Origin of the sequence: Rouxiella badensis (assembly GCF_026967515.2) — a bacterium.
Taxonomy (GTDB): Bacteria; Pseudomonadota; Gammaproteobacteria; order Enterobacterales; family Enterobacteriaceae; genus Rouxiella; species Rouxiella badensis.
Genome location: NZ_CP114062.1, coordinates 881,020 through 904,347, shown reverse-complemented (window position 1 = coordinate 904,347; position 23,328 = coordinate 881,020). Strand labels below are relative to the sequence as shown.

Annotated in this window: 22 protein-coding genes; 9 read left to right on the top strand and 13 right to left on the bottom strand. The window is 56.8% G+C overall.

Annotated elements, in window-relative coordinates; all coding sequences use genetic code 11:
• Positions 1–2 precede the first annotated feature (2 nt).
• Positions 3–1,598: an ABC transporter substrate-binding protein gene (locus tag O1V65_RS04335; protein ID WP_269130212.1), complete on the bottom strand. Its 1,596-nt coding sequence runs from the start codon at positions 1,596–1,598 to the stop codon at positions 3–5.
• Between the two features lie 325 nt (positions 1,599–1,923).
• Here O1V65_RS04335 and O1V65_RS04330 point away from each other — a divergent pair, with 325 nt between their 5' ends.
• Positions 1,924–2,553, top strand: a complete 630-nt coding sequence (locus O1V65_RS04330; RefSeq protein WP_017491855.1) for a LysE family translocator — start codon at positions 1,924–1,926, stop codon at positions 2,551–2,553.
• Here O1V65_RS04330 and O1V65_RS04325 read toward each other — a convergent pair.
• From O1V65_RS04325 to O1V65_RS04295, 7 genes are all read right to left on the bottom strand, one after another.
• Complete coding sequence (locus O1V65_RS04325; RefSeq protein ID WP_227952952.1) at positions 2,534–3,148, bottom strand: DUF998 domain-containing protein; 615 nt, start codon at positions 3,146–3,148, stop codon at positions 2,534–2,536. The two genes, O1V65_RS04330 and O1V65_RS04325, sit on opposite strands and share 20 nt — an antisense overlap.
• Positions 3,149–3,174: 26 nt before the next feature.
• Positions 3,175–4,425, bottom strand: coding sequence for an MFS transporter (locus O1V65_RS04320; RefSeq protein ID WP_165429142.1), 1,251 nt, complete (start codon positions 4,423–4,425; stop codon positions 3,175–3,177).
• A gap of 162 nt (positions 4,426–4,587) precedes the next feature.
• Positions 4,588–6,213, bottom strand: a complete 1,626-nt coding sequence (locus tag O1V65_RS04315) for a dipeptide ABC transporter ATP-binding protein (RefSeq protein ID WP_165429141.1) — start codon at positions 6,211–6,213, stop codon at positions 4,588–4,590.
• Entirely contained in the window at positions 6,210–7,052 is an 843-nt protein-coding gene (locus O1V65_RS04310) for an ABC transporter permease (RefSeq protein WP_269130211.1), read from the bottom strand. Before O1V65_RS04310 ends, O1V65_RS04315 begins: the two co-directional genes overlap by 4 nt.
• A complete protein-coding gene (locus tag O1V65_RS04305) occupies positions 7,049–8,059 on the bottom strand; it encodes an ABC transporter permease (protein ID WP_017491850.1) in 1,011 nt (336 codons plus the stop codon). The genes O1V65_RS04310 and O1V65_RS04305 overlap by 4 nt, the downstream gene beginning before the upstream one ends.
• An 18-nt stretch (positions 8,060–8,077) precedes the next feature.
• Complete coding sequence (locus tag O1V65_RS04300) at positions 8,078–9,733, bottom strand: ABC transporter substrate-binding protein (protein ID WP_269130210.1); 1,656 nt, start codon at positions 9,731–9,733, stop codon at positions 8,078–8,080.
• A gap of 18 nt (positions 9,734–9,751) precedes the next feature.
• Positions 9,752–11,101 carry an LLM class flavin-dependent oxidoreductase gene (locus O1V65_RS04295; RefSeq protein ID WP_017491848.1) on the bottom strand — a complete coding sequence of 450 codons (1,350 nt, stop codon included), beginning with the start codon at positions 11,099–11,101 and terminating at the stop codon, positions 9,752–9,754.
• Positions 11,102–11,361: 260 nt separating this feature from the next.
• Here O1V65_RS04295 and O1V65_RS04290 point away from each other — a divergent pair, with 260 nt between their 5' ends.
• The 6 genes from O1V65_RS04290 to O1V65_RS04265 all read left to right on the top strand — a co-directional run bounded on the left by O1V65_RS04290 (position 11,362) and on the right by O1V65_RS04265 (position 16,585).
• Complete coding sequence (locus tag O1V65_RS04290; RefSeq protein ID WP_017491847.1) at positions 11,362–12,288, top strand: ABC transporter substrate-binding protein; 927 nt, start codon at positions 11,362–11,364, stop codon at positions 12,286–12,288.
• A gap of 15 nt (positions 12,289–12,303) precedes the next feature.
• Entirely contained in the window at positions 12,304–12,852 is a 549-nt protein-coding gene (locus O1V65_RS04285; RefSeq protein ID WP_017491846.1) for a GNAT family N-acetyltransferase, read from the top strand.
• On the top strand, positions 12,845–13,759 hold the full coding sequence (locus O1V65_RS04280; protein WP_017491845.1) for an amino acid ABC transporter permease: 915 nt from the start codon (positions 12,845–12,847) through the stop codon (positions 13,757–13,759). Before O1V65_RS04285 ends, O1V65_RS04280 begins: the two co-directional genes overlap by 8 nt.
• A gap of 15 nt (positions 13,760–13,774) precedes the next feature.
• Entirely contained in the window at positions 13,775–14,620 is an 846-nt protein-coding gene (locus O1V65_RS04275) for an amino acid ABC transporter ATP-binding protein (RefSeq protein WP_017491844.1), read from the top strand.
• A gap of 273 nt (positions 14,621–14,893) precedes the next feature.
• Positions 14,894–15,328 carry a MarR family winged helix-turn-helix transcriptional regulator gene (locus tag O1V65_RS04270; protein WP_017491843.1) on the top strand — a complete coding sequence of 145 codons (435 nt, stop codon included), beginning with the start codon at positions 14,894–14,896 and terminating at the stop codon, positions 15,326–15,328.
• Between the two features lie 27 nt (positions 15,329–15,355).
• Positions 15,356–16,585 (top strand): MFS transporter, encoded by a 1,230-nt coding sequence (locus tag O1V65_RS04265; protein ID WP_084912469.1) that lies wholly within the window; start codon positions 15,356–15,358, stop codon positions 16,583–16,585.
• Positions 16,586–16,607: 22 nt separating this feature from the next.
• Here the strand turns inward: O1V65_RS04265 and O1V65_RS04260 are convergent, their stop codons facing one another.
• Together O1V65_RS04260 and lsrG are read right to left on the bottom strand one after the other, a co-directional pair.
• Complete coding sequence (locus O1V65_RS04260; protein WP_084912470.1) at positions 16,608–17,135, bottom strand: DUF2867 domain-containing protein; 528 nt, start codon at positions 17,133–17,135, stop codon at positions 16,608–16,610.
• A 105-nt stretch (positions 17,136–17,240) separates the two neighbouring features.
• On the bottom strand, positions 17,241–17,534 hold the full coding sequence (lsrG, locus tag O1V65_RS04255) for a (4S)-4-hydroxy-5-phosphonooxypentane-2,3-dione isomerase (protein ID WP_017491840.1): 294 nt from the start codon (positions 17,532–17,534) through the stop codon (positions 17,241–17,243).
• Between the two features lie 193 nt (positions 17,535–17,727).
• On the opposite strand from lsrG, the gene lsrK reads away from it, so the two are divergent.
• Complete coding sequence (lsrK, locus tag O1V65_RS04250; protein ID WP_017491839.1) at positions 17,728–19,320, top strand: autoinducer-2 kinase; 1,593 nt, start codon at positions 17,728–17,730, stop codon at positions 19,318–19,320.
• 1 nt (position 19,321) lies between these two features.
• Here lsrK and nac read toward each other — a convergent pair whose 3' ends face one another.
• The 3 genes from nac to O1V65_RS04235 all read right to left on the bottom strand — a co-directional run bounded on the left by nac (position 19,322) and on the right by O1V65_RS04235 (position 22,288).
• Complete coding sequence (gene nac / locus O1V65_RS04245) at positions 19,322–20,251, bottom strand: nitrogen assimilation transcriptional regulator NAC (RefSeq protein ID WP_017491838.1); 930 nt, start codon at positions 20,249–20,251, stop codon at positions 19,322–19,324.
• A 340-nt stretch (positions 20,252–20,591) separates the two neighbouring features.
• Positions 20,592–21,377, bottom strand: coding sequence for an SDR family oxidoreductase (locus tag O1V65_RS04240; RefSeq protein WP_165429139.1), 786 nt, complete (start codon positions 21,375–21,377; stop codon positions 20,592–20,594).
• Positions 21,377–22,288, bottom strand: coding sequence for a GntR family transcriptional regulator (locus O1V65_RS04235; RefSeq protein WP_017491836.1), 912 nt, complete (start codon positions 22,286–22,288; stop codon positions 21,377–21,379). The genes O1V65_RS04240 and O1V65_RS04235 overlap by 1 nt, the downstream gene beginning before the upstream one ends.
• A 188-nt stretch (positions 22,289–22,476) precedes the next feature.
• Here O1V65_RS04235 and O1V65_RS04230 point away from each other — a divergent pair, with 188 nt between their 5' ends.
• Complete coding sequence (locus O1V65_RS04230) at positions 22,477–23,295, top strand: ABC transporter substrate-binding protein (protein ID WP_017491835.1); 819 nt, start codon at positions 22,477–22,479, stop codon at positions 23,293–23,295.
• Positions 23,296–23,328 lie beyond the last annotated feature (33 nt).

Here is a 23,328-nt window from a genome sequence, read left to right as displayed (position 1 = left end):
CGTTACTGTTGCACAGTCCAGTTAGCCACATCGGCAAAGGGCTCATAAGGGTAAGAGTGGTAGCTGACCACCCGTTTACTCAGCGCATAGCCCTGATTCGGAATATAGAGCCAGACGTGGGGAACCTGCTGATTGACCACCTTCAACCAACCGCCAATGTTTGCCCTGAGCCGGTCAGGGTCGATAGTCGAGTTAAACTGCGCCGCATAATTATCTACTTCCGGTGAGGTGAATCTCTCCCACCAGAAATCATTATCGTACTGACCCGGCCGGAAGGTTCCCCCCATCAGCACACCGTCATAGACTTTGCTTTTATCCTGTAGAATTGACAGCGTGGCGTTAAAATCGGCGACGCTCAGCACCACGTTGATGCCTATTTTCTTCAGGTTCTGCTGGATAATAGGCGCGGTAAGCTCACGCGTTCGGTTGCCGGTCGGGTAATTAAGAGTCAGGGTGAATTCCTGACCGTTTTTCTCGACAAACCCATCGCCATTGGAATCGACCCATCCTGCTTCTTTTAGCAGTGCCCTGGCTTTCTCGGGGTTATAAGCATAAGTATTGAGATCTTTTGGATAATAAGGGCTCTGCGGACTGTCTTTGCTATTAAAGACTACGCCGTGCCCGAACAGCAATTTATCGACAATCGCCTGCCTATCGATGCCGTATACCAGAGCCTCTCTGACGCGGGTATCGGCAAGATTGGGATTTCGCGTATCCAGAGACAAATACTGTGCTCCCACGCCGGGTTGCTCGATAATTCTTATTCCGGCATTTTTATAGGTCTGCAAATCACGGTTATTCCATGAAGACAGTTCAGCAATATCGACATCGCCGTTGATAAGCTCGTTCTGTACCGTCTGGGCATTGGAGATTTTAAACAGCAAGATTTGGGTTTTTGGCTCGCCGCCGAAATAGTCGTCGTTTCGCTCTAGCTTGACGTACTGGTCTGGCAGAAACTCGACAAACTTGTAAGGCCCCGTTCCGACGGGATGCCTCAGCAGACCGGTGGCTTTATTCCAGTCTTTAACCGGCACCTGGCTCCAGATGTGTTTGGCAAGCACCGGCTTGTCGGCAAAGTGCGAGAAAGCGGCGGCATAAGGCGCGGTAAAGGTAAAACTAATGGTTTGAGGATCAATAACCTTGATACCTTCGAGCGTTGCCGTTTTACCGGCGTGGTACGCGTCGTAGCCAACCAGGTGTTTGACGAAGTCCGGCGTATCGCGCGGGAACCCGCCGTCGGCCTCGGTTGCGTAGGTGAAGTAGACATCCTCGGCGGTGAAGGGTTGTCCGTCATGCCATTTCACGCCGGCACGAAGGTGAAGCGTCAGCGTTTTTCCCTGATTGGAATAATCATATTTGTCAGCCAGAGACGGCTTAGGGTTCTGATGTTCATCCAGGATAAACAGGCGGCTAAAGACGGCAGAAATAACGGCGCGGTCATAATCGCTGAAATACAGGGTAGGATGAAAGGTTCCGCTAGGATTACTCCAGATGGCATAACGAATAATACTGTGAGGATTATTATTTTCTGCCGCCGCCGCGTTAAATACCGTCGCAGCGGATAACGCTAACGTTATTGCTTTTAAGAAGACCTTCATCACTCCCCCAGATTATGCTTTGCGTCCCGCAATAGAAAGAATTTTTGGAAATAGAAGACCGTCGCTCTTATTTTTAATTTGAGCGAGATGTCTAAATATGACGAATAGCGACAACTTATTAATTTAAAAAGTAAATTAATAGCATATGACAGGGCATGCAAATACTTTAAATGGTAATGCTTATCACATTATCGTGTGACTCCCTTCGCGCGGGCAAAGCGTAACAATCTCACTGTGCTGCCCAATTAAAGCCTATCTGTGTCTTAATTCTGGCCCTTTTCATCACGTAGGATAGATTCAGGATTCGATAACCAAAGAGATAAAGATGACTGAATTTTCCACATTTTTTGCCGGTTTACTGGTTTATCTGGTCGGTACGGCCTCACCCGGTCCTGCCAACCTGTCTATCGCCAATGCGGCGATGAATTACGGCAGAAAAGCTGGTCTGGTGCTAGCCTCAGGGGTCATTTCTGGCTCACTGTGCTGGGGAGTGATGACCGGTATCGGGGTGTCGGCCCTGCTGGCCTCTCATCCGGCCTTTATCTTCTGGCTCAAAATCGCCGGTGCCGTTTATCTCTTGTGGCTGGGGTATAAGGCGCTGCGGCGCGCCCTTTCTAACACGCCACCGTCTGCGAAAAAGGTCGGCGAGGCACCCGCCAACTCATTGGGATTCTACCTGCAAGGATTAGGCATTCACCTCACCAACCCCAAGGCGGTGCTAACCTGGTTTACCGTCACCAGCGTCGGTCTGAGCGCCTCGTCCCCTAAAGGCGGCGTGTTCCTGCTGGTCGGCAGCTGTGCGCTGATGGGCATGGCTATCTTTTGCCTCTACGCCGTGGCTTTTTCGGCGCGCTCCGCCGAGGCCTTTTTCCTGCGCACCCGCCGAGGGTTCGATCTGCTGTGCGTCTTTTTCTATCTGCTGTTTGCGCTAGGATTTATCGTTTCACTGCGCTAGAACGCGTCAGCAAAAATACTCCGGTCAGGATTTGCCACAGGGTGATGGGGTAAACCGAGGCACGTTCGATAATGCCGATTGGGAAGAGTGCGGCGGTGATAGCCGCCATACAGGCCAGTCCCAGACAGCCTAAAGACAAACTCAGCCAGGCGTAAGCGGTGAATCCTGGACGGGCGTGCATCATCCAGCCGACGGTAATCAGGCACAGATTACCGCCCGCTATCGCCAGCACCGCCCCTATCTCATGCGGCGTTACGCCTTTGCCCGCCGAGCCGCTGTGGAACAGGGCAATCATCACGCCGCCTGCGCCGTGAAGCAATCCACAGAGCAGAAACAGCCATCGTCCTGAGCCATTAAACAGGGGAAGCAGTAGGCAGCAGGCAATAAAAAACAGCCCCCCCTCAAGGGCAAAGCCGCCGTTCATTATGCTATGCAGCGGAGAACGCAGCGGAATACCGAGGTCACTGATGTAATTCTGACTGTAGGAATAGGCCGGAGAATGCCAGCCTGCCGCACTGACCCACTCCGCCAGCAGATACTGCACGCCGCCGAGGCTAAAACACAGCGCGCCCACTCTTTGTTGAATCTGAGACATCTGCATATTCATCCTGTTAAAAAGGCTTAGGCCGCATTCTTGACCGGTGGCGCGTCGCTCTCAAGACGCTGACGACGTCTCAGGTTGGGGAACCATTTCATCCACAGCGCGACCACCACCAACGTACCGACGCCGCCCAGCGCCGCCGCCGGAACCGCACCCAGCCACGCGGCCAACATGCCGGACTCAAACTCACCGAGCTGGTTTGAGGTATTGATAAATATAGAGTTCACCGCGCTAACGCGGCCACGCATATCGTCCGGGGTTTCGAGCTGCACCAGCGAACCGCGAATTACCATGCTGACCATATCAAAACCGCCGAGGGCAAACAGCGCCAGCATGGACAGCCAGAGTGTCGTTGAAAGCGCAAAAACAATCGTCGCGATGCCAAAACCCGCAACGGCGGCAAACATAGTCATCCCCACGTTGCGGCTCAGCGCACGGCGGCTGAGCCAGAAACCGACCAGCAATGCCCCGACCGCAGGCGCACCGCGCAGCAGGCCAAGCCCCCAGGGACCGGTGTGCAAAATGTCATGGGCAAAGATAGGCAGCAAGGCGGTCGCGCCGCCGAGGAGCACGGCGAACAGGTCTAGCGAGATAACGCCCAGCACGTCGGGGCGATTGCGGATAAAACTGATCCCGGCAAACAGCGTCTTGAAAGTGGCCGGGACGCGGCGAGGCGGTGCCTGCTCGTAGCGCAAACGGCTGACCATCAGCGCGGAGAGCAGATAGAGCGCCGTACAGACACCATAGACCACGTCGGCGCCGGCGATATACAGCAGGCCCCCGAGCGCAGGTCCGACCATCGCCGAGGCCTGCCCCGCAACGCTGTTGGCCGCCATCGCGCGCGGTAGCACGGCCGGTGGCACCAGCGCAGGCAGCATCGACAGCTGCGACGGCCCCTCCATCGCCTTGGCCGTCGAGGCGACAAACAGCAGACCGAGCACGATAAACTCGTTGATGTGATGGGTGAACGTCATCGCGGCCAACGCCGCAATTGCCAGCGCCTCAACCAGCTGCGCCAGCACCACGATACGGCGGCGGTCGAACTGATCGGCAAGATGACCGGCGACCAGCGCCAGTGAAACCGACGGCAGAAACTGCACCAGACCAATCAGACCAAGGTCCAAGGCACGGCCGGTAATCGAATAAACCTGCCAGCTGACCACAATGGTCAGCATCTGAAAACCAAAGCTGGAGGAGGCGCGAGCTATCCAGAAAGCGACAAAAGAACGGTGTTGCAACAGCGAGTCCGAGTGAACGGAAGGAGGAGGCATGATGGTTCCCTGAAAAAAAATCGTTCAACGTAATAATAGTTATTCAACTATACAAAAAAGTATTTTTACCATAGATAATTAACAAAACTAAAAGATATAACCTCCGCTGCATAAAAAAACCGCTTAAGAATAAATAAGCGGTTTGCACTTCGCGGCGTGAGATTACGCCACCGCCCTTCCCCGACCCGGGATGTGGCTCAACAATTGGCGGGTATAGTCGGTTCGCGGGCTGTCAAAAACCTGCTCAGCCGTCGCCTGCTCAACCACCTTGCCATGCTGCATCACCACCACATAGTCGGAAATCTGCCTTACCACCGCGAGGTCGTGGGAGATAAACAGATAGCTCAGCCCGAGTTCGCGCTGTAGCTTGTCGAGCAAAGTCAAAATCTGCGACTGTACGGCGGCATCAAGCGCCGATACCGGCTCGTCGAGGACCACCAGTTCGGGTGAAATGGCCAGCGCACGGGCAATCGCCACCCGCTGACGCTGCCCCCCGGAAAGCGCAGAAGGCCGCACATCGAGCAGGCGACGCGGCAACTCTACGCTGTCCATCAGCCACTCGGCCCGCTCGCGACGAGTTTTGCGGTCACCGATACGAAAGGCTTCCAGCGGCTCGGTAATGATCTCCAGCAGCGACATTTTCGGGTCTAGCGAGGCGTAAGGGTTCTGATACACCACCTGCACCCGGCGGCGAAACGCCTGTCGGTCGGCACGGTTCGGTGCGCTAAAGTCTTTGCCGTCAAACTCAATTTGTCCTTCGTCCTGCGCCTCTAGCCCAAGCAGCATGCGCACGGTGGTCGATTTACCCGAGCCGGACTCGCCAACCAGGCTGGTCGTGCCGCCGCGCACCACCGGAAACGATACCCGATCGACGGCGGTAAAGGTTCCACCGCCGCCGGAAGCGAAGCGCTTAACTAATCCCTCGGCGCGCAGCAGCACGTCGCTGTGCTGCACGCCAAGCCGACGCGGCACCTCAAAAAAGGCCGGTGAAGCATGCAACAGCTGGCGTGTATAGGCGTGTTTGGGCTGATTAAACAGCGCAGCGGCCGGGCCGCTTTCTACCACCTTGCCCTGCTGCATCACCAGCACCCGATCGGCGCGTTCGAGCGCGACCTGCAGGTCATGGGTTATCAGCAGCAGCGCGATGCCCTTGCTGCGCACGATGCTCTCGAGGGCGTCCAGCACCTGTTTCTGCACGCTGACGTCCAGCGCGCTGGTTGGCTCGTCGGCAATAATCAGTTTGGGATGATGACTCATCGCCATCGCCAGCAGCACGCGTTGACGCATGCCGCCTGAAAGCTGATGCGGATAACTGTGCAGCACCCGCTGTGGGTCATGCAGCCCGACTTCGGCCAGCAGACCTTCGACCCTTACCGCCGCCTGCTTCTTGCTCACGCCGTGCAGCGTCAATGCCTCGAGCATCTGCTTCCCTATGGTCTGAATCGGGTTGAGCGACTGCCCGGGATCCTGCGGTACGAAGCCGATATCCAGCCCTCGCAGCTGCTGCCAGCGCCGCTGACCCGCATTTTCCAGCGACTCACCGTCAAGAGATAAGGTCCCCGAGAGCCGCTGCGCCTGTCTGCCCAGCAGCCCCACCAGCGCGGAGGCGGTGGTTGACTTACCTGAGCCGGAACCACCGACAATCGCCAGCACCTCGCCGGGCGCGAGCTGTAAATCCAACTCGTCTACCGCGCGCAGCGTCTGGCCATCTTTCAACCGGTAGTCAATGCTCAGTCTTTCGACCGACAGTAAAACCGGCTTAGCCTGAATTTCTGGAGTCTGACTCATTGTTCCTCCGCCCTGTCTTGAATTAAACCGGCAACGCGATTAGTGGCCAGTACGGCGAACACAATCATCAGCCCCGGGAGCGTGGTGTACCACCAGGCGGCGGCGATATAGTTACGCCCCTCAGACACCAGCAGCCCCCACTCCGGCTGCGGCGGCGGAGCGCCAAAGCCGAGAAAGCTCAGCGCCGATACCGACAGCAGCGCAAAGCCAAACTCGAGCGCCGCCAGCGACAGCACCGGAGCGAGCGCGTGCGGCAGGATGTGGCGTCGAATAATCGTCAGATGACTCACGCCCCCGGCGCGGGCCGCTTCAACGAACAGATTAACCTTGCTGCGCAATACTTCACCGCGCGACAGCCGGGCGAAGGTGGCGATAGACGACAGCCCGACGGCAATTGCGATATGCAGCGTGCCAAAGCCCAACACCGTCACAATGGCCATCGCCAGCAGCAGGTTGGGGATCGCCATCAGCACGTCGATGATGCGCATAAACAGGTGATCGGTTTGTCCCCCGATATAACCGGCAATCACCCCGACGCTCGCCCCCACAACCAGCGCAATCGCCACCGAAAACAGCGTCGCCTTGAGGGTAAGCGCGGTACCAAACACCGTGCGGCTGTAGATATCACGCCCGAGGTGATCGGTGCCGAACCAGTGCGCAAGCGACGGCGGCTGCAAGGCTACCAGCGGGTTGCCGACCAACGGATCCTGATGCGCAAAAATAGCGGGAACCACGCCCCACAGCGCAATCAGCAGCAGCACCACCAGGCTGAGCCACAGCGTAAAAGCAAAGCGTGGACGCGAGGCCAGACGGCGCTCGCCGGGCAGAATTAAGCTCATTTGCCCCCTCCCGCCGAGCCGCTGTCAATGCGCGGGTCAAGCAACGGATACAGCAGGTCCACCACGAAGTTGACCAGCACGAAGACCGTCGCGGCGGTTAACACCACCCCCTGCACCACCGGAATATCCTGCGTGGAGACCGCGCCCTGCGCCAGCCTGCCGAGGCCCTCGCGCGAGAAAATGGTTTCGGTCACCACCGCCCCGGCCAGCAAGTGTCCAAAGATCATGCCGGTCAGCGTCAACAGCGGGACCGCCGCATTGGGCAGCACGTGTCGCCACAGCAGATGTGCGGTGCTGGCCCCCTTGAGACGAAGCGCATCGATAAACGGCCGACGCCACACTTCGGCAAGCGACCGGCTCATTACCTGCGCCAGCGTGGCCGCCGTAGGTACCGCCAGCGTCAAGGTCGGCAGCACCAACGACTGCCAGCCATGGTTGCCCATCGCAGGAAACCACGGTCGGGTGAACGAGAACGCCTGTAGCAACAGCAGGCCAAGCCAGAACGTCGGCAGCGCCGCGCCGAGCGAGGGTAAGGTCAGTAACGCCGACTTTATGCGCCCCGCAGGCAATACGCTCACCCCGGCGGCCAGCCCCCCGCCGATAACGATGGCAACCGCCAACGCACAGACGGCCAGCAGCAACGTCGGCGGTAGCGCCTGCATTACCAGACGCGTCACCGGATCGCCACTGACAATAGAATGCCCAAGATTGAGGTGCAGCAGGTCCCAAATCGCCCAGGCGTACTGCACATAAAACGGCTGGTCGAGGTGGTATTGCGCCTTGAGCGCATTGACCTGCGCGATGTCCACCGTGCTCTGTTCACCCTGATTGAGCATGATGGTCACCGGGTCCGACGGCAGAATATAGAGGATCAGGAAGGTGAGCGTGTAGGCCGCCCACAGGACGGCAACACTCATCAACACCCGCTTCACCAGCCGAGGGAGGCGAAGAGAGGGGCGATTAATCTTGTCAATTGGGTTGTCCGAAACCCAGGTTTTGTCTGTCATGCGCCCCTCTTCTCTGGGTTATTGCTTTGGCGAAAGCCAGGTGTCATAAAGCTGGAAGCGCGACGACGCATCGTAGCGGAAGCCGTGCACGTTATTGCCGGTAGCAATCACCGTCGCCAGCTCGACCAGTGGAATCGCGTCGCCGTCGGCAATCAGCCCCTTCGCCGCGTCGGTCACCAGTTGCTGACGCTTTTCGGTGTCCAGGGTCTGGCTCGACTGCTGAAGCGCGGTGTCAATCTGGTTCGCCCCGCGCTTGTTCACGTTGCGTCCCCCCGGACCGGCATCGAACACCGTACGCAGAACGTCCGGGTCAGAACGGGTCAGGTTATAGAACTCAGCCTCCTGTGCGCCGCTGGACTGACGGGCGATCACTTGCCCTATCGGCGCCTTGTCAAGCTGCATATCGATTCCTACCTGCTTTAGCTGCTGCTGAACCAACTCGATAAACGGCGCAGACTGCCAGTAGGTCAGCGTAAAGCTCAGACGCTTGCCGTCCTTCACGCGCACACCGTCCGCCCCCACTTTCCAGCCGTCGTTGTCTAACAGACTCTTGGCCGCCTGCGGGTCATACTTGAGCTGGCTCGAGAGGTTCTGATACAGCGGCGTCGTTTTCGCCAGCACCGAGCTGGCCGGTGCCTGATAGCGCGAAAGAATCGGTTGCAGCGCCGCGCGGTCAATCGCCAGATTCAGCGCCTGACGCACGTTAATGTCCGCCATCAGGGGTTTCGACTGATTCGGGAACAGGCTGTAGACCAGCCCCGGGTTAGTGCGGGCAATAATCGGTAATTTCTTGGCCAGAATCAGCGGTTCGTCCTGCGGCGTCACGCCTGCATTGAGGTCGAGCTGTCCCGAAACCAGGCTGCCAAAACGCACGCCGGATTCGGGGATAACGCGATACTCGATGCCGTCGAGATAGCTGTCACCCTGATGCTTCGCCAGCGACGACGGCCATTTGTAGCCGCTACGACGGGTGATATCGACCTTCTGATTGTGCACAAAGGTCGAAAGCACGAACGGCCCAGTGCCGATAAGACCGCCCTGACAGCGCGCGTCCACCGTGGCTTTCACCGTCTGGGAAGCGAAGAACCCGAGGCTCATGGTCGAGGTCGCCTGTAGGAATTGGGCGTTCGGCTGCGCAAACACGACAGTGACGTGATTGGCGTCCGGGGTATCGATTTCGGTGAGGCCCTTCAGATAGGTCGAGGCCAGCGAGGCGCGGGCACCCATGGCCACGATCGCTTGAAGATTATCCTTGACCGACTGGGCGTTAAAGGCGGTACCGTCGCTGAAGGTCACCCCGTCACGCAGGGTAAAACTGAAGCGGCGGTTGTCGTCGCTGACCTTCCAGTCGGTTGCCAGCCACGGCACAATCTTGCCGGTGGCGGGGTCCTGATCGGTCAGTGAATCGGTTAACTGACGGCCAATATTGAGCGAATTGTTGTTGCCGACCTGCTGCGGATCGAGGCAGTTGGGGTCGGTGTCGATAGCCACGACCAGCGTACCGCCGCTGTGAGGCGTATCGGCGGCAGCTTTATGGTCGGCGGTCGCGGCCTGCGGTTTGTCACAGGCAGAAAGCGCGGTGGCGATCATCAGAGGAAAAACAAGCCGGCGCAGTCGCGCGCCGGTGGTAGTGTTCCCCGTTACAGCGGTATTGAAAGCAAAGCGTTCCTGCACGTCCCTATCCTTTTTTAATTATTTAGCCGCGACGTCTTCAGACTGATACGCCCTGCTTTTGTTGGCATAACGGTTGGTCTTGAAGGGGATATCCAAACGTTCACGCAGCGTCTTCGCCTCGGTCGACGGATGCCAGTAGCCGCGTTCAGCCAGAATCGGCAGTACCAGACGCGTGACGTCATCAAGCGCCTCGGTCAGCACCGGCCCGCTGATGATAAAGCCCGTTGCGCCGCCCTCTTCGACCCAGCGAATAAAGGTGTCAGCCACCTGCTCCGGCGTACCGAAGAATTCGCCCTTCGGCAGCGTGGTGCGGAACGCGATGTCACGCAGCGTCAGGTTCTCTTCTTTAGCCAGGCGCTTTATCTGATCGGTTGTCGAACGGAAGGTGTTCTGTCCTAAATCGCCGACGTCTGGGAAAGGACCGTCCAGCGGATACTGCGAGAAGTCGTGGTGGTCAAAGAAACGTCCCAGATAGGCCAGCGCGTCGTCGACCGACAGCAGTGACAGCAGATACTGGTATTTGGCTTCGGCCTCTTCCTCGGTACGGCCAACGATAGGGCTGATGCCTGGGAAAATGCCGACCGGATGACGATGATTTTTAGCCACTTCCTGCTGTAGTTTAGTGCTGTACTCCTGCGCCTCTTCCAAAGTGCGCGCGTTGGTGAACACCGCATCGGCAGATTTACCCGCCAGCGCAATCCCGGTGTCCGAAGCACCCGCCTGGAAGATAACCGGCTGTCCCTGCGGAGAGCGCTGAATGTTCAGCGGGCCAGCGACCGAGAAGAAACGTCCTTCGTGGTTCAGTTTGTGCAGCTTGGAGGCATCGAAGAACACGCCGCTTTCGCGATCGCGAGTGAAAGCATCGTCTTCCCACGAGTCCCACAGCCCCTGCACCACGTTGATATATTCCTCGGCAATCTGGTAACGCAGCGAGTGCTCGGGATGGTCCTTGCCAAAGTTCTTGGCAGACCCTGCCAGCGGCGAGGTGACCACGTTCCAACCCGCGCGTCCCTGACTGATGTTGTCGATAGAGGCCAGCTGGCGCGCCACGGTGAAGGGGTCACTGTATGAGGTAGAAATGGTGCCCGCCAGACCGATATTCTGGGTCACCGACGCCAGCGCCGACAGCAGCGCAATAGGTTCGAAACGGTTGAGGAAGTGCGGCAGCGATTTTTCATTGATATGCAAACCGTCGGCGACAAAAAGGAAGTCGAAATTCGCTGCCTCGGCGCGCAGCGCCAGCTCTCTAAAGTAGGGGAAATTAACGCTGGCGTCGGCGGGTGCCTTCTCATGACGCCATGAATTCATATGCCCACCGGCACCGTGCAACATCAGGCCTAATTTAATACTTTTCTTTGATTGGCTCATGGGAAGCATCCTTTATTACAGAGAGGTTTTATTTGATATTTCCATAAAACCCGGATCTCGCTAAATACAAAAACGTCCCATTAATTGCCACTATTTAGCTATAGATAATATCGGCCATTTTCCCTGGTTGTCTTTAATCCCTCCGCATTTCCACTTTATCAATTTGGATAGTCATTTTTGTTGTTTTACTTCGGGTTAAGCCTCGGGAATAGTGAAAATCAACAGCTCAACGAGTTAAAAACACAGGATAAATAATAACAATGATGCACAGAGCCAAATTAACCGTCGTCGCCGCCTTATTAGGTATTTCATCGCTGGCCCACGCTGCCAATACCGGTATTGATCTCGTTGCCAACGAGAAGCCAATAGACACGCCTAAAAGCGCCGAAGCGGCAGCCAAAATACCGGCAAATTTTAAATTCGTGACGCCCGGTACGTTAACGGTCGCGATCGCCGTATTAGGCAGCTCCCCGCCGTTTGGTACTTACGCCAGAGACAACAAAACGATTATCGGCAGCGAAGCGGATATCGCCCGCCTGGTTGCCGACGGCCTGGGCCTGAAGCTTAAGCTGGTGCCTTCTGCATGGGAAGACTGGCCGTTGGGCGTGACCTCCGGTAAATACGACGCCGCAATCTTCAACATAACCGTCACCAAAGAGCGTAAGGAAAAGTTCGACTTCGCCACTTATCGTCAGGACACGCTGGGCTTCTACGTGAAATCCACCAGCAGCATCACCTCGATAAAATCTGCGCCTGATATCGCCGGTAAACGCATTATTGTCGGCTCGGGCACCAATCAGGAAGCGGTGCTGCTGGCCTGGGACAAAGAGAATCAGGCTAAAGGGCTCAAGCCGTTTACGCCGATTTACGTGACCGACAACGCCGCGTCTTCGCTGGCGCTTCAGTCAGGCCGTGCCGACGCCACCTTTGGACCTAACGTCTCCGCCGCCTACCAGTCAAGGCTGACGGGCAACACCAAGCTGGTTGGCATCGTGCCGGGCGGTTGGCCGAAAACGGCCAATATCGCGGTCACCATCAAAAAAGGTAACGGACTGGTCAACGCGGTGCAGGCTTCTCTGAACAGCGCGATTGCCAGCGGCGCCTACATCAAGGTGCTGGACCGTTGGGCCGAAGCCTCTGAGAAAATCGATCACTCAGAGATTAATCCGCCGGGCCTCGGCGACTGATTGAGGACATGACCTATGAGCCAGGACAAGTTTATTCATACTCAAGCCGACAACCCGCTGATCGTGCCGATTATCGAGGGTCTGTTTGGTGAATACCGCGCACGCTACGGTGACTTTTTTAGCAACAATCAGGAAGTGGATCCACCGAGCCTGTATGCCGCGCCGGACGGCGTTTTTATTGTGCTACTGCGCGATGAGCGACCGATTGCGATGGGTGCCTACAAACGTTATGACGAGAACACCGCCGAGCTGAAGCGCATCTGGACCGACTCGGCGCTGCGCCGTCAGGGGCTGGCGCAGAAGGTGGTGCAAGAGCTGGAGCGTCTGGCGCTGAATCAGGGCTATACGCGGGTGTTTCTGACCACCGGTTTCCGTCAGCCGGAAGCGGTAAAACTCTATCTGTCTCAAGGTTATGATCCACAGTTTGATATTACGTTGGACCGTGAAATATTTTCTAAACCGCCCTACGACGGCCGTCTGCGTTTCCTGAAGTCGCTAACGCCGACCGCTGCCGTCAAAGAGACCACGCTGGTCAAAGATTTGAAGGAAAAGGCCTATGACTGATTCAAGCCCGCGCCCTACTCCTTCTGCTCCGCTTAAGGTTGTTCCGGCTCGTTACCCCCTGCGCCTTCTCGGCGCAGTTTTCGCCCTGTTTATCCTGTTAGCCATCGTACAGTCGGTTGCCACCAACCCTCGCTGGGAATGGGCGGTATTCCGTCAGTGGTTCTTCAACCCGGTTATCCTTGAAGGTCTCGGCAGAACGCTTCTGCTGACGCTGCTCGGCACCGTATTTGGTATCATTTTTGGCACCCTTTTAGCCCTTGCGCGTTTATCAAAATCCTATTTATTGAACTCACTGGCCTGGGCATACATCTGGCTGTTCCGCTCCCTGCCGCTGCTGCTGGTGCTGATTGTTCTCTATAACTTCTCTTACCTGTACGACAACCTGTCGTTGGGTATTCCGTTTACCTCGATTGAGTTCTTTAAACACCCGACCGTTGACCTGCTGGACCAGTTCACCGTCGCGGTGATTGGCCTCTCCGCCGTGCAGTCAGCCTATACCGCCGAGATTATTCGCGGGGGCATCGTCGGCGTCGAGCAAGGCCAACATGAAGCCGCCGCCGCGCTGGGCCTGCCGGGGTATCGTCGCACCTTCCGCATCATTCTGCCGCAGGCGCTGCGGGCGATTATCCCCACCGGTTTCAATGAAGTGATCGGTCTCGCGAAAGGCACGTCCATCGTGTATGTACTGGCGATGCCTGACCTGTTCTATACCGTACAAGTTCTGTATAACCGCTCGCAGCAGGTTATCCCGATGCTGATGGTCGCCACCGTCTGGTATCTGGTCATCACTACCGTTCTGTCTGTGCTGCAGTATTACGTCGAGCGTTATTTCTCTCGCGGTGCAACGCGTCAGGTTGCGCCAACCCCGCTACAGCGTCTGCGCCTGTGGCGTACCGCAAAGCCTTAACTGGAGCGATGAACTATGTCAGAAGCTTTTGATCTCTACGTGACGCGCCCCGGGCAGGCGGCGCCGGAAGCGGTGGCCCCCCCGCGTACACGCACCCAGACCGCAGGCCGAATTGAAATCAGCAATCTCAGCAAATCGTTTGGGCTGCACAAGGCGCTGAACGACGTCAGCCTGACGATTGAGCCCGGCACGGTGACGGTGATCCTCGGCCCTTCCGGCTCGGGAAAATCGACCCTGCTGCGCACCATCAACCATCTTGAACGGGTTGATGAAGGCTTTATTCAGATAGACGGCGATTACGTCGGCTATCGTCGTAAAGGTGACAAGCTGTACGAGCTGAAGGAAAAAGCTATCCTCAAGCAGCGTATCCACTGCGGCTATGTGTTCCAGAACTTTAACCTGTTCCCGCACATGACCGTGCTGGACAACATCATTGAAGCACCGATTGTCCACGGGCTGCTAAACCGTAAACAGGCCATAGAGCGCGCCTATGAGCTGCTGGATACCGTGGGTCTGCGCGAAAAGGCTAACGCCTGGCCGCGCCATCTTTCCGGTGGGCAGCAGCAGCGTATCGCCATCGCGCGTGCACTGGCGCTCAACCCGAAGGTGATGCTGTTTGATGAACCGACCTCGGCGCTGGATCCGGAGCTGGTCGGTGAAGTCTTGGACGTGATTAAAAAGTTGGCCGAATCTGGCGTTACCCTGGTGGTGGTCACTCATGAGATTGGCTTCGCGCGTCAGGTTGCCGACCGAGTGGTATTCATGGTGGACGGTGCGGTGGTTGAAACCGGCAGCGCGTCTCAGGTGTTGGACAACCCGCGTCATCAGCGCACCCGCCGCTTCCTCGAAAAAGTGCTATAAACCGCCGAAATAAAGGGCGATCCAGGCAAGGCTCGATAATCGTTGAAGCCTGCACTGGACGCCCTGCTAATAAGACAGTGCCGCTGACGCCGCCCCGCTATCCGCCTCTACAGATGAACATCCAACGCGCCCAACGGCACCACCGCATCATAATAAATCATGCCGCCCTTCTCGATTGAAAAGTACACACTCGGTTACACAGGTAAACTGTACAGCTAAACTGCACAGTTCTACACTTTCATCATGTTAGTTACTCTGCTTAGAGATCCTACGATGAATGAGTCCCTGCCCCTCAACGCGCTGGCCGCCGAACTGCGTATTTCTGCCGGAAAACTGGTCCGCAGAATGCGTGAACAGTCGCGCCCCGGTGATTTCACCACCTCGCAAAAGTCGGTGCTGTTGCGTATCGACAGAGACGGCCCAGCGACGGTGTCGGCGCTGGCCCGTGCAGAAAGCGTGCGCCCGCAGTCAATGCGCATGACGGTGGCGGCATTGCAGACGTTGGGCGCACTGAGCGGCAGCCCCGACCCCACCGATGGACGCCAGACCCTGGTTTCGCTGACCCCCGCTTTTCGTAAGAAGCTTAACGCCAGCCGCGCCGCAAAGGAGGACTGGCTGGTACAGGCACTGCAACACCAGCTTACGGCCAGCGAACAGCAACAGCTGGCCGCTACGTTACAACTGATACAACGACTTGCTGACTACTGAGTCATTACCTTCTTAGAGCGCTAAAATATGACCACCACTACAAAAGGCGTTTTCCGATCCCTACGGATCTTCAACTACCGCGTCTGGGCCGCTGGCGCGCTTATCTCCAATATCGGTACCTGGATGCAGCGCACGGCGCAGGACTGGCTGGTACTGACCCAGCTCACCCACCACAACGCCTCGGCGGTGGGTATTGTCATGGCGTTGCAGTTTGGCCCGCAGATGCTGCTGCTGCCGTGGACCGGCTTTGCCGCCGACTATTTCAACCAACGCAAGATGCTGATGTTTACGCAGGCGACGATGGGCGCATTGGCCATCGTACTGGGCATCATGACCGTCGCTGGGGTGGTGCAGCTGTGGCACGTTTATGTGTTCGCCTTTCTGTTCGGCTGCGTGTCGGCCTTCGATGCGCCGGTCAGGCAAACCTTCGTGGCCGAACTGGTGGGAGACGCCGACCTGTCGAACGCGGTGGCGCTCAACTCGACCTCATTCAACGCGGCGCGGATGGTGGGACCGGCGATTGCCGGACTGACTATCGCCTCGGTCGGGACCGGTTGGGCATTTATCGTTAACGGTATCAGCTTTATTGCGGTGCTGACCTCGCTGTCGCTGTTCCGCCTCGATGAGCTGCACCCCAACGCCCGCGCGGCGCGTAAAAAAGGCAGCTTCCTCGAAGGGTTTAGCTACGTCTGGGCGCGGCCCGACCTGAAGGCATCGATGATTATGCTGTTCCTGATTGGCACCTTCGGCCTTAATTACCCGATATTTCTTTCGACCATGGCGGTCAGCGTGTTCCATACCGACGCACGAGGATACGGCATGCTCTCGACCTTTATGGCGATTGGGACTATCTCGGGTGCGCTGCTGGCGGCGGGACGGGACAAACCCAGGTTTAACCTGATGATAGTCGGTGCTTCCTTTTTCGGCCTCGGCGGACTGCTTGCCGCCTTGGCTCCGACCTATTGGCTGTTCGCCGCTTCGCTCATTGTCATCGGCGTCGCGGCTCTGACTTTCATGAACACCAGCGGCAGCCTGATGCAGCTCTCGACCGAACCCGCGATGCGTGGCCGGGTGATGGCGCTCCGCGTGGGCGTTGCGTTGGGAGGAACGCCGATTGGTGCGCCGATCGTCGGTTGGGTCGCCGACAACTTCGGGCCGCGCTGGTCGCTGGGAGTCGGCGCAGCAGCAGGCTTTCTTGCCGCGCTGGTTGGGCTTTACGCCATCATGCAGCAGAAGAAAAATCCGCAGCCGATTTAATGATTGCCCCGCAGAGCAGGCTCTATTGCAGCCACTTCCTTGACCGGTGCAGGCTGGCTCTGACCACCAGAATATGAAAGGGTTTTATCGCGGCGAGATAGGCGTGGCCGAGCAGGTTGTGGCAGTGAACCACGGTTGTCGCAACCAGCTCATCGCCGTTGGGACCCTCGCGGCGAAATATCGACAGGCGAAAATCAAGATGATCGTCATCTTCGCCGAAAATAATCTCGCGTTCGGAACGGCTTAATACCCGGAAGAAGTCGATTTTTTCGGCCTGCTGCCCGTCTATTTCCGCTCGCAGCGTGCGCGTTGTCTTAAGACCAAAAGAGGCGGCTCCCTTATCGCGAAGGGCAAGCAATGCCTTGAACCACGGCGCAGGATGACCGAGCACCGCCTGCGCCAAGGCATTGATATCGCGGGTATCTTCAGGCAGCAGCTTGAGGGTAAAGGCATCGACCAGATTCGCACGCTGATAATACGGCGTCAGCTGGCTGTCGACGGGGGGTTTAGCCGATTTTATACGGCCTTCGCAAGACGGAAATAGCGCCATGATTCTCATCCCTAAAGAGTGAAAGAATTTCCTGTACAGGGATGAGATTAGCAGCTGTTAATGCGTTGACTGCGTTTTTATCGCATCCTTTAGTGTCAATAAATGCTACTGCGGGAAAATGCCCTTAAAGCTGGTTTTCTTGCGCGGTTCGGTCATTAGCGACGCCAGCGCATCGACGCAGGCGAGGTAATGCGGCGTTTTCTTGTGGGCGTTTACCGCCTCAATATCGCGATAGGCTTCGTAAACATAAAAGCGCGTAGGCACTTTTTCGTCCTGTAATACGTCAAATCGCAAATTTCCCGCTTCCTGTAATGCACCAAGATGGTTCAACTCGAAGACGCGTAAAAACTCATCGACCTTATCGGCCTTAACGTTAATTTCAACCAGGGTCACTTCCATCATCCTCTCCTTTTGGCAGGCCTGGGTTTATCGATACCTGAAAGAGTTTAGCCGCTGTATCGCGCGGGCCGTGGCCACATTAAAGGAAATGCAAGACACATCACAATTAGCAAACTTTGCCGCTCAAATAATTGTTATCACAGCAAAACAGCGCCCACTATTAGTCTAGGTTTCCACTCAAGAGAGGATGAGTATGAACTCACCCAGCACCTCGTCAGGCAATGCGTCTTATCTTATGGCTCTGGATGCCGGCACCGGCAGCATTCGCGCGGTCATTTTTTCTCTTGAGGGTCAGCAGATAGCCGTAGGTCAGGCCGAATGGCAGCATAATCCGCTGGCAGACGTGCCGGGATCGATGGAGTTCGACTTGCACAAAAACTGGCAACTCACCTGCCAATGCATTCGACAGGCGCTGGCCGCCGCTAACCTGCCCGCCTCGGCCATCGCCGCAGTTGCCGCCTGTTCGATGCGCGAAGGCATTGTTCTCTATGATAAATCTGGGGAACCCCTGTGGGCATGCGCCAACGTGGACTCCCGCGCGAGCCGTGAAGTCAGCGAGCTGAAAGAGATTCATCACGGAGAGTTCGAGCGAGAGGCCTATCTGCACTCTGGACAGACGCTGGCGCTCGGCGCGATGCCACGTTTGCTGTGGCTGGCGCATCACCGTCCGGATATCTATCGCCGGGCCGCCACCTTGACCATGATAAGCGACTGGCTTGCCTATATGCTGACCGGGGAACTTGCGGTTGATCCGTCTAATGCCGGCACCACCGGTATGCTGAGTCTGGAAACCCGCAACTGGCACCCCGAACTGCTCGAGCTTGCGGGTCTGCGCGCCGATATATTATCGCCGGTGCTGGAAACCGGCACCCGACTGGGCAGCGTGACCGCCCTCAGCGCGGAACAGTGTGGACTCAAGGCCGGCACGCCGGTCGGCATGGGCGGCGGCGACGTGCAGCTTGGCTCGCTCGGGCTTGGATTGGTCCACGCCGGACAAACGGCGGTACTGGGCGGCAGCTTCTGGCAGCAGGTGGTGAACCTGCCGCGCCCCGTGACCGACCCGCAGATGAATATCCGCATTAATCCGCACGTCATCCCCGGTATGGCACAGGCGGAGTGCATCAGTTTCTTTACCGGATTAACCATGCGCTGGTTCCGCGATGCCTTCTGCAGCGAAGAAAAGCTGCTGGCAGAGCGCCTGGGGGTAGATACCTATAGCCTGCTCGAAGAAATGGCGGCGCGGGTACCGGCGGGTTCCTGGGGCGTAATGCCTATCTTCTCCGACGCGATGCATTTCAAGAACTGGTACCACGCCGCGCCGTCGTTTATCAACCTGTCGATCGATCCGCAGAAGTGCAACAAGCAGACCTTATTCCGCGCGCTGGAGGAGAATGCCGCGATTGTCTCAGCCTGTAATCTTGATCTTATCGCCGAGTTTTCCGGGGTAAACGCCTCGTCGTTGGTGTTTGCCGGTGGTGGCTCGAAGGGCAAGCTGTGGAGTCAGATTCTGAGCGACGTCACCGGTAAACCGGTCAAAGTGCCACAGGTGAAAGAGGCGACGGCGCTGGGCTGTGCGATTGCCGCAGGCGTAGCGGCGGGGCTTTATCGGTCGCTGGCGGAAACCGGCGAGGCGCTCGTGCGCTGGGAGCGGGAATATCAGCCCAACGCTGCGCATCATGAGGGCTATATGGCGCAAAAAACTCACTGGCAGGCCGTCTATGCCGATCAGTTGACGCTGGTCGACAGCGGGCTGACCACCTCGATGTGGAAAGCCCCGGGCCTGTAAATCAGCTCACCGCCAGCAGCGGGCGCACCTCTTCGCGTTCGCGGCTTTCGGCCATCAGCGAGAGCAGAATTTTTTGTACCGCCTGGGCAGGCTGTGACAGCGGCAAATGGTCCGAAACACAGAGTGAAAGCGGAGCCTGAATCGACGGACTGCTGATGCAGGCCATCCAGGCATTGGCCGGTCCAACGATAGCGCGCGCCGCAGACTCCGGCAAAATAGTGGCTCCCAGACCGCTGGCAATCGCAGCGGTCAGCGTGCTGGCCGACTCTATTTCTCCGATCACTTTCGCCGCTAGCCTTCTCAGCACCATCGCATCGTCCACCAGCTTGCGCAGCACGTCATGGGTGCGCGGCAGGAACAGGTTGAGCTTGGCGACGTCGGTCAATTCGACAAATTTACCCGGATTCGGCACCGAATGGGTGGCCACCAGATATAAATCTTCTTTTATCAGCGGCATATAGGACAGACCGGGGATCGGCTTGTTGCCGTACAGCACCGCCATGTCCATACGGCCATTGACCGTCTGGTCGATAAGCTCACTGCCAAAATTCTCGTTTAAATACAGTAGAATGCCGGGATGTTGTTCGCGCACCGCCTGCAACAGCGGCAACGCCAGCAACGATGCGGCAGTGCCGGGGGCCATGCCCACCGAGACCTGACCATTCAACGCCATGCCAGCACAGTTGACTGCGCTGTGCGCCTGCTCACACTGGCGCAGGATAGTTTGCGCGTGAGCATAAAGAATGTTGCCCGCCTCGGTCGGCGTTACCCCACGCTTGGTACGAACCAGAAGCTGCTGCTTCAGTTCACCTTCAAGCGTAGCCAGCTGTTGGCTCAGGGCCGGTTGAGCGATATGCAGCACATCTGCAGCCTGCGTGAGACTGCCGATATCGACGATTTTCACGAAGTACTTTAAGCGTCTGAGATTCATCTCTGTCTCCATCGAGCCTGGTGGTTGCATTAAGGGTAAAAAGGGTCGCCCCTGGCTGAAGCAAAATGTATTTATCATAATTTCCGTGAATACTTTATCCGCCGGAACCTGCTAAGTGATAAAGCAAGATCAAGGCCAATCAGGCAGTTATAGAAAATACCCAGGGAAATAATCCGTCTAATGGCCTATAAAATAAGAAAAAATGCGCAGGATTTTGACAGAGGGATAAATAAAGAGAAAAGAATTGCAGATTAACTCACCCACGGTGTTGCACCATCATAATGCAAGCTTATGGTTTACGAAAAAGCCCGTCACGCTGTGACAGGCTTAATGGACAACATTACACGGAAGGGATCATGCCGCCGTCAACGCGGATAACGGAGCCGGTCATATACGAAGCCTGACGGCTGGCAAGAAATGCGGCGACTGCGCCATACTCTTCCGGCTCGCCGTAACGCCCGACGGGGATGGTTGAGGCACTCTTGCTCGCCACCTCTTCGACCGAAATACCCTCGCGTCCCGCTCGTGCTTCGTCGAGCTGACCCAGTCGTTTAGTCGCAATGCGTCCCGGCAAAATCACATTAACGGTGATGCCTTCACTGGCCACTTCGCTGGCCAGCGTCTTGGACCAGCCAACCAGCGCCATACGCAGCGTGTTCGACATACCCAGGTTCGGGATCGGCGTGACAATGCCCGACGAGGTGCTGGTAATGATGCGACCCCAGCCGAGGCTGCGCATATCCGGCAACACTTTGTCGGTCAGTTGAATCAGCGAGCTGACCATGGTGGAGAACTGCGTGGCCCACAATTCCGGTGCGACGCCGCTCGCCTTGGTCGGCGGCGGGCCACCGGAGTTGTTGACCAGAATGCCGATTGGGCCAAGATATTGGTGAATGCCTGCCAACACCTGGTCAAACTTTTCCGGCTGAGTTAAATCCATGACGAACGCCTTTGCGCGTCCCCCTGCGGCTTTAATCATCTCGGCGGTTTCAATCAGTGCCGCTTCCGTACGCCCGCATACCGCCACGGCGGCCCCTTCGGCCCCCAGCGAAAGCGCCATCGCACGCCCCAATCCTCCCCCGGCACCGCTCACCAGCGCCACGCGGCCTGTAATTCCAAAATCCATCACAATCCTCTTTCGTTAGATTTACTGACTTTGTTCAAGACCATTTGATACGCAGATTGCAGGTGCTGACGCATCATCTCGGCGGCTTCACTTAACCGCTCCTCGAGCACGGCGTCGATAATAGCGACGTGCTCCTGACACCACTCGCGAACGCGCTGCTTGTTGGTATAGCTGCCAAATTCCAGCAAACGGCGCAGGCGATTTTGTTGCTGGATAGCCTGCAGGACAAAGATATTGCCGCTGAACTCGGCCAGCATTTCGTGAAAAGTGGCGTCGGTTTCAAATATCTGCCGACTGTCCACGTTGAGAATATCCGGATGATTTATCAGATAAATATGCTGAAGGCGCAGGCGCTTAAGTGCGCTTTTATCGGCGCGAAAACCGGGAGAAACCAAACCACCCGGCTCAATCATCAGGCGAAATCCGTAACCGTTACTCAGCGCGACGTCGCTGTTCAAGGTCGGCAGAAACGACCAGCCGTGGCCCTTGTTACGCGCGATCAAACCGTCTTCAGCAAGGCGCAACAAAGTGCGCGACATCACGCCACGATCGGCGTCATAGCGCTGGGCAATTTCAATTTGGGTCAATGAATCAGGCAGTTTTCCGGCGATGCGGTCTTTTACCAGCTGCTCGTACAGCTCCTGATCGCTGCTGGTCGGGACATCGATGCTGATGCGCTGTAGCTCGTCATAGGCTTTGAGCAGAAAAAAACCCTGATTGCGGCGGGCCTCGATGATGCCTAACTCGCTCAGAAGCTTGAGCGCAGCACGCACCGGCGTGCGGGAAACCCCGGCCATATCGGCCAACTGTTGCTCGCGCAGGTGATGGCCTGGCTCAAATTTTGCTTCACGTATCAGGTCGAGGATCTGGTTGGCAAGACGCCTTCCACTGGCGGTCGCTGTTTGTGTCATGAAAGCAGGCACCTAAAGTATTTATTGCGATGAATATACAATATCACAGCGTTCATTATTGGTGAAGCCTGCATGTAAATCCCCCAAATCGTGCATTTATGCACCATAAAAGAGCCTTGACTCACAATTTTAATTGTATTTAATGATACACAAAGAGCAATCCTGCTCATGAGAAAATGGAGTCTGTCATGCCGAAAAAAACTTTTTTGCGCCGATATGCCACCGTATCTCTGGCTGCCCTTTGCCTGAGTCTTCCCTTGCTGAGTCAGGCGGCCACGCCGTCGCTGGTTACCCCAGGTCAGCTCACCTACGGGACTGCCGCCACCTTCATGCCCTTTGAGTTCACCCAAAACGGCCAACTGACCGGCTTTGATATTGACCTGATTACCGCCCTGTCGAAAAAACTGGCACTCAAACCTGCACCGATGTCGATGGAGTTCAAAGGGCTTATTCCCGCGCTACAGGGCAAGCGTCTGGATATCATCAACTCGGCGATGTACATCAACCCGACGCGCGCCCAACAGGTCGACTTTGTGCCTTATCTGAAAATCGGCAGCCGGGTGATTGTTGCCAAGGGTAATCCAGAGAAAATTACCGGCCGTGACCTGTCGCTGTGCGGCAAAAATATTGCCGTCACGCTGGGCGGTATCGAAGAGAGCCAGGCCCGCGCAGACAATCAGAAATGCCTCGACGCTAAAAAATCTGCCATCAATGTGCTGACCTTCCCAGCCGCCACCGACTCCGCCGTCGCCGTCGCGCAAAAACGTGCCGATGCGGAATACCTGTCTACGCCGGGTGCCGTCGCGCTCCTGAGTGAAAAAGGCGACACCTTTGAAACCACCGGCCCAGAGTTTGAAGCCGAGACCCATATTGGTTTTGCGGTACGCAAAGGCGACACCGAGATGAAAACGCTGCTGGAAACCGGGCTCAACGATCTGGTCGCAGACGGCAGTTATCAGAAACTGATCAACAAATGGCAGTTCCCGGCCTCGGTCTCGATTTTCTAATGAAAGGCTTTGTATTTTTTGCAGCACGGCAAA

Excerpts from the sequence above, each read along its gene's own strand:
- O1V65_RS04335 (WP_269130212.1), bottom strand. The coding sequence starts at position 1,598 with ATGAAGGTCTTCTTAAAAGCAATAACGTTAGCGTTATCCGCTGCGACG.
- O1V65_RS04330 (WP_017491855.1), top strand. The coding sequence starts at position 1,924 with ATGACTGAATTTTCCACATTTTTTGCCGGTTTACTGGTTTATCTGGTC.
- O1V65_RS04325 (WP_227952952.1), bottom strand. The coding sequence starts at position 3,148 with ATGTCTCAGATTCAACAAAGAGTGGGCGCGCTGTGTTTTAGCCTCGGC.
- O1V65_RS04320 (WP_165429142.1), bottom strand. The coding sequence starts at position 4,425 with ATGCCTCCTCCTTCCGTTCACTCGGACTCGCTGTTGCAACACCGTTCT.
- O1V65_RS04315 (WP_165429141.1), bottom strand. The coding sequence starts at position 6,213 with ATGAGTCAGACTCCAGAAATTCAGGCTAAGCCGGTTTTACTGTCGGTC.
- O1V65_RS04310 (WP_269130211.1), bottom strand. The coding sequence starts at position 7,052 with ATGAGCTTAATTCTGCCCGGCGAGCGCCGTCTGGCCTCGCGTCCACGC.
- O1V65_RS04305 (WP_017491850.1), bottom strand. The coding sequence starts at position 8,059 with ATGACAGACAAAACCTGGGTTTCGGACAACCCAATTGACAAGATTAAT.
- O1V65_RS04295 (WP_017491848.1), bottom strand. The coding sequence starts at position 11,101 with ATGAGCCAATCAAAGAAAAGTATTAAATTAGGCCTGATGTTGCACGGT.
- O1V65_RS04290 (WP_017491847.1), top strand. The coding sequence starts at position 11,362 with ATGATGCACAGAGCCAAATTAACCGTCGTCGCCGCCTTATTAGGTATT.
- O1V65_RS04285 (WP_017491846.1), top strand. The coding sequence starts at position 12,304 with ATGAGCCAGGACAAGTTTATTCATACTCAAGCCGACAACCCGCTGATC.
- O1V65_RS04280 (WP_017491845.1), top strand. The coding sequence starts at position 12,845 with ATGACTGATTCAAGCCCGCGCCCTACTCCTTCTGCTCCGCTTAAGGTT.
- O1V65_RS04275 (WP_017491844.1), top strand. The coding sequence starts at position 13,775 with ATGTCAGAAGCTTTTGATCTCTACGTGACGCGCCCCGGGCAGGCGGCG.
- O1V65_RS04270 (WP_017491843.1), top strand. The coding sequence starts at position 14,894 with ATGAATGAGTCCCTGCCCCTCAACGCGCTGGCCGCCGAACTGCGTATT.
- O1V65_RS04265 (WP_084912469.1), top strand. The coding sequence starts at position 15,356 with ATGACCACCACTACAAAAGGCGTTTTCCGATCCCTACGGATCTTCAAC.
- O1V65_RS04260 (WP_084912470.1), bottom strand. The coding sequence starts at position 17,135 with ATGGCGCTATTTCCGTCTTGCGAAGGCCGTATAAAATCGGCTAAACCC.
- lsrG (WP_017491840.1), bottom strand. The coding sequence starts at position 17,534 with ATGGAAGTGACCCTGGTTGAAATTAACGTTAAGGCCGATAAGGTCGAT.
- lsrK (WP_017491839.1), top strand. The coding sequence starts at position 17,728 with ATGAACTCACCCAGCACCTCGTCAGGCAATGCGTCTTATCTTATGGCT.
- nac (WP_017491838.1), bottom strand. The coding sequence starts at position 20,251 with ATGAATCTCAGACGCTTAAAGTACTTCGTGAAAATCGTCGATATCGGC.
- O1V65_RS04240 (WP_165429139.1), bottom strand. The coding sequence starts at position 21,377 with ATGGATTTTGGAATTACAGGCCGCGTGGCGCTGGTGAGCGGTGCCGGG.
- O1V65_RS04235 (WP_017491836.1), bottom strand. The coding sequence starts at position 22,288 with ATGACACAAACAGCGACCGCCAGTGGAAGGCGTCTTGCCAACCAGATC.
- O1V65_RS04230 (WP_017491835.1), top strand. The coding sequence starts at position 22,477 with ATGCCGAAAAAAACTTTTTTGCGCCGATATGCCACCGTATCTCTGGCT.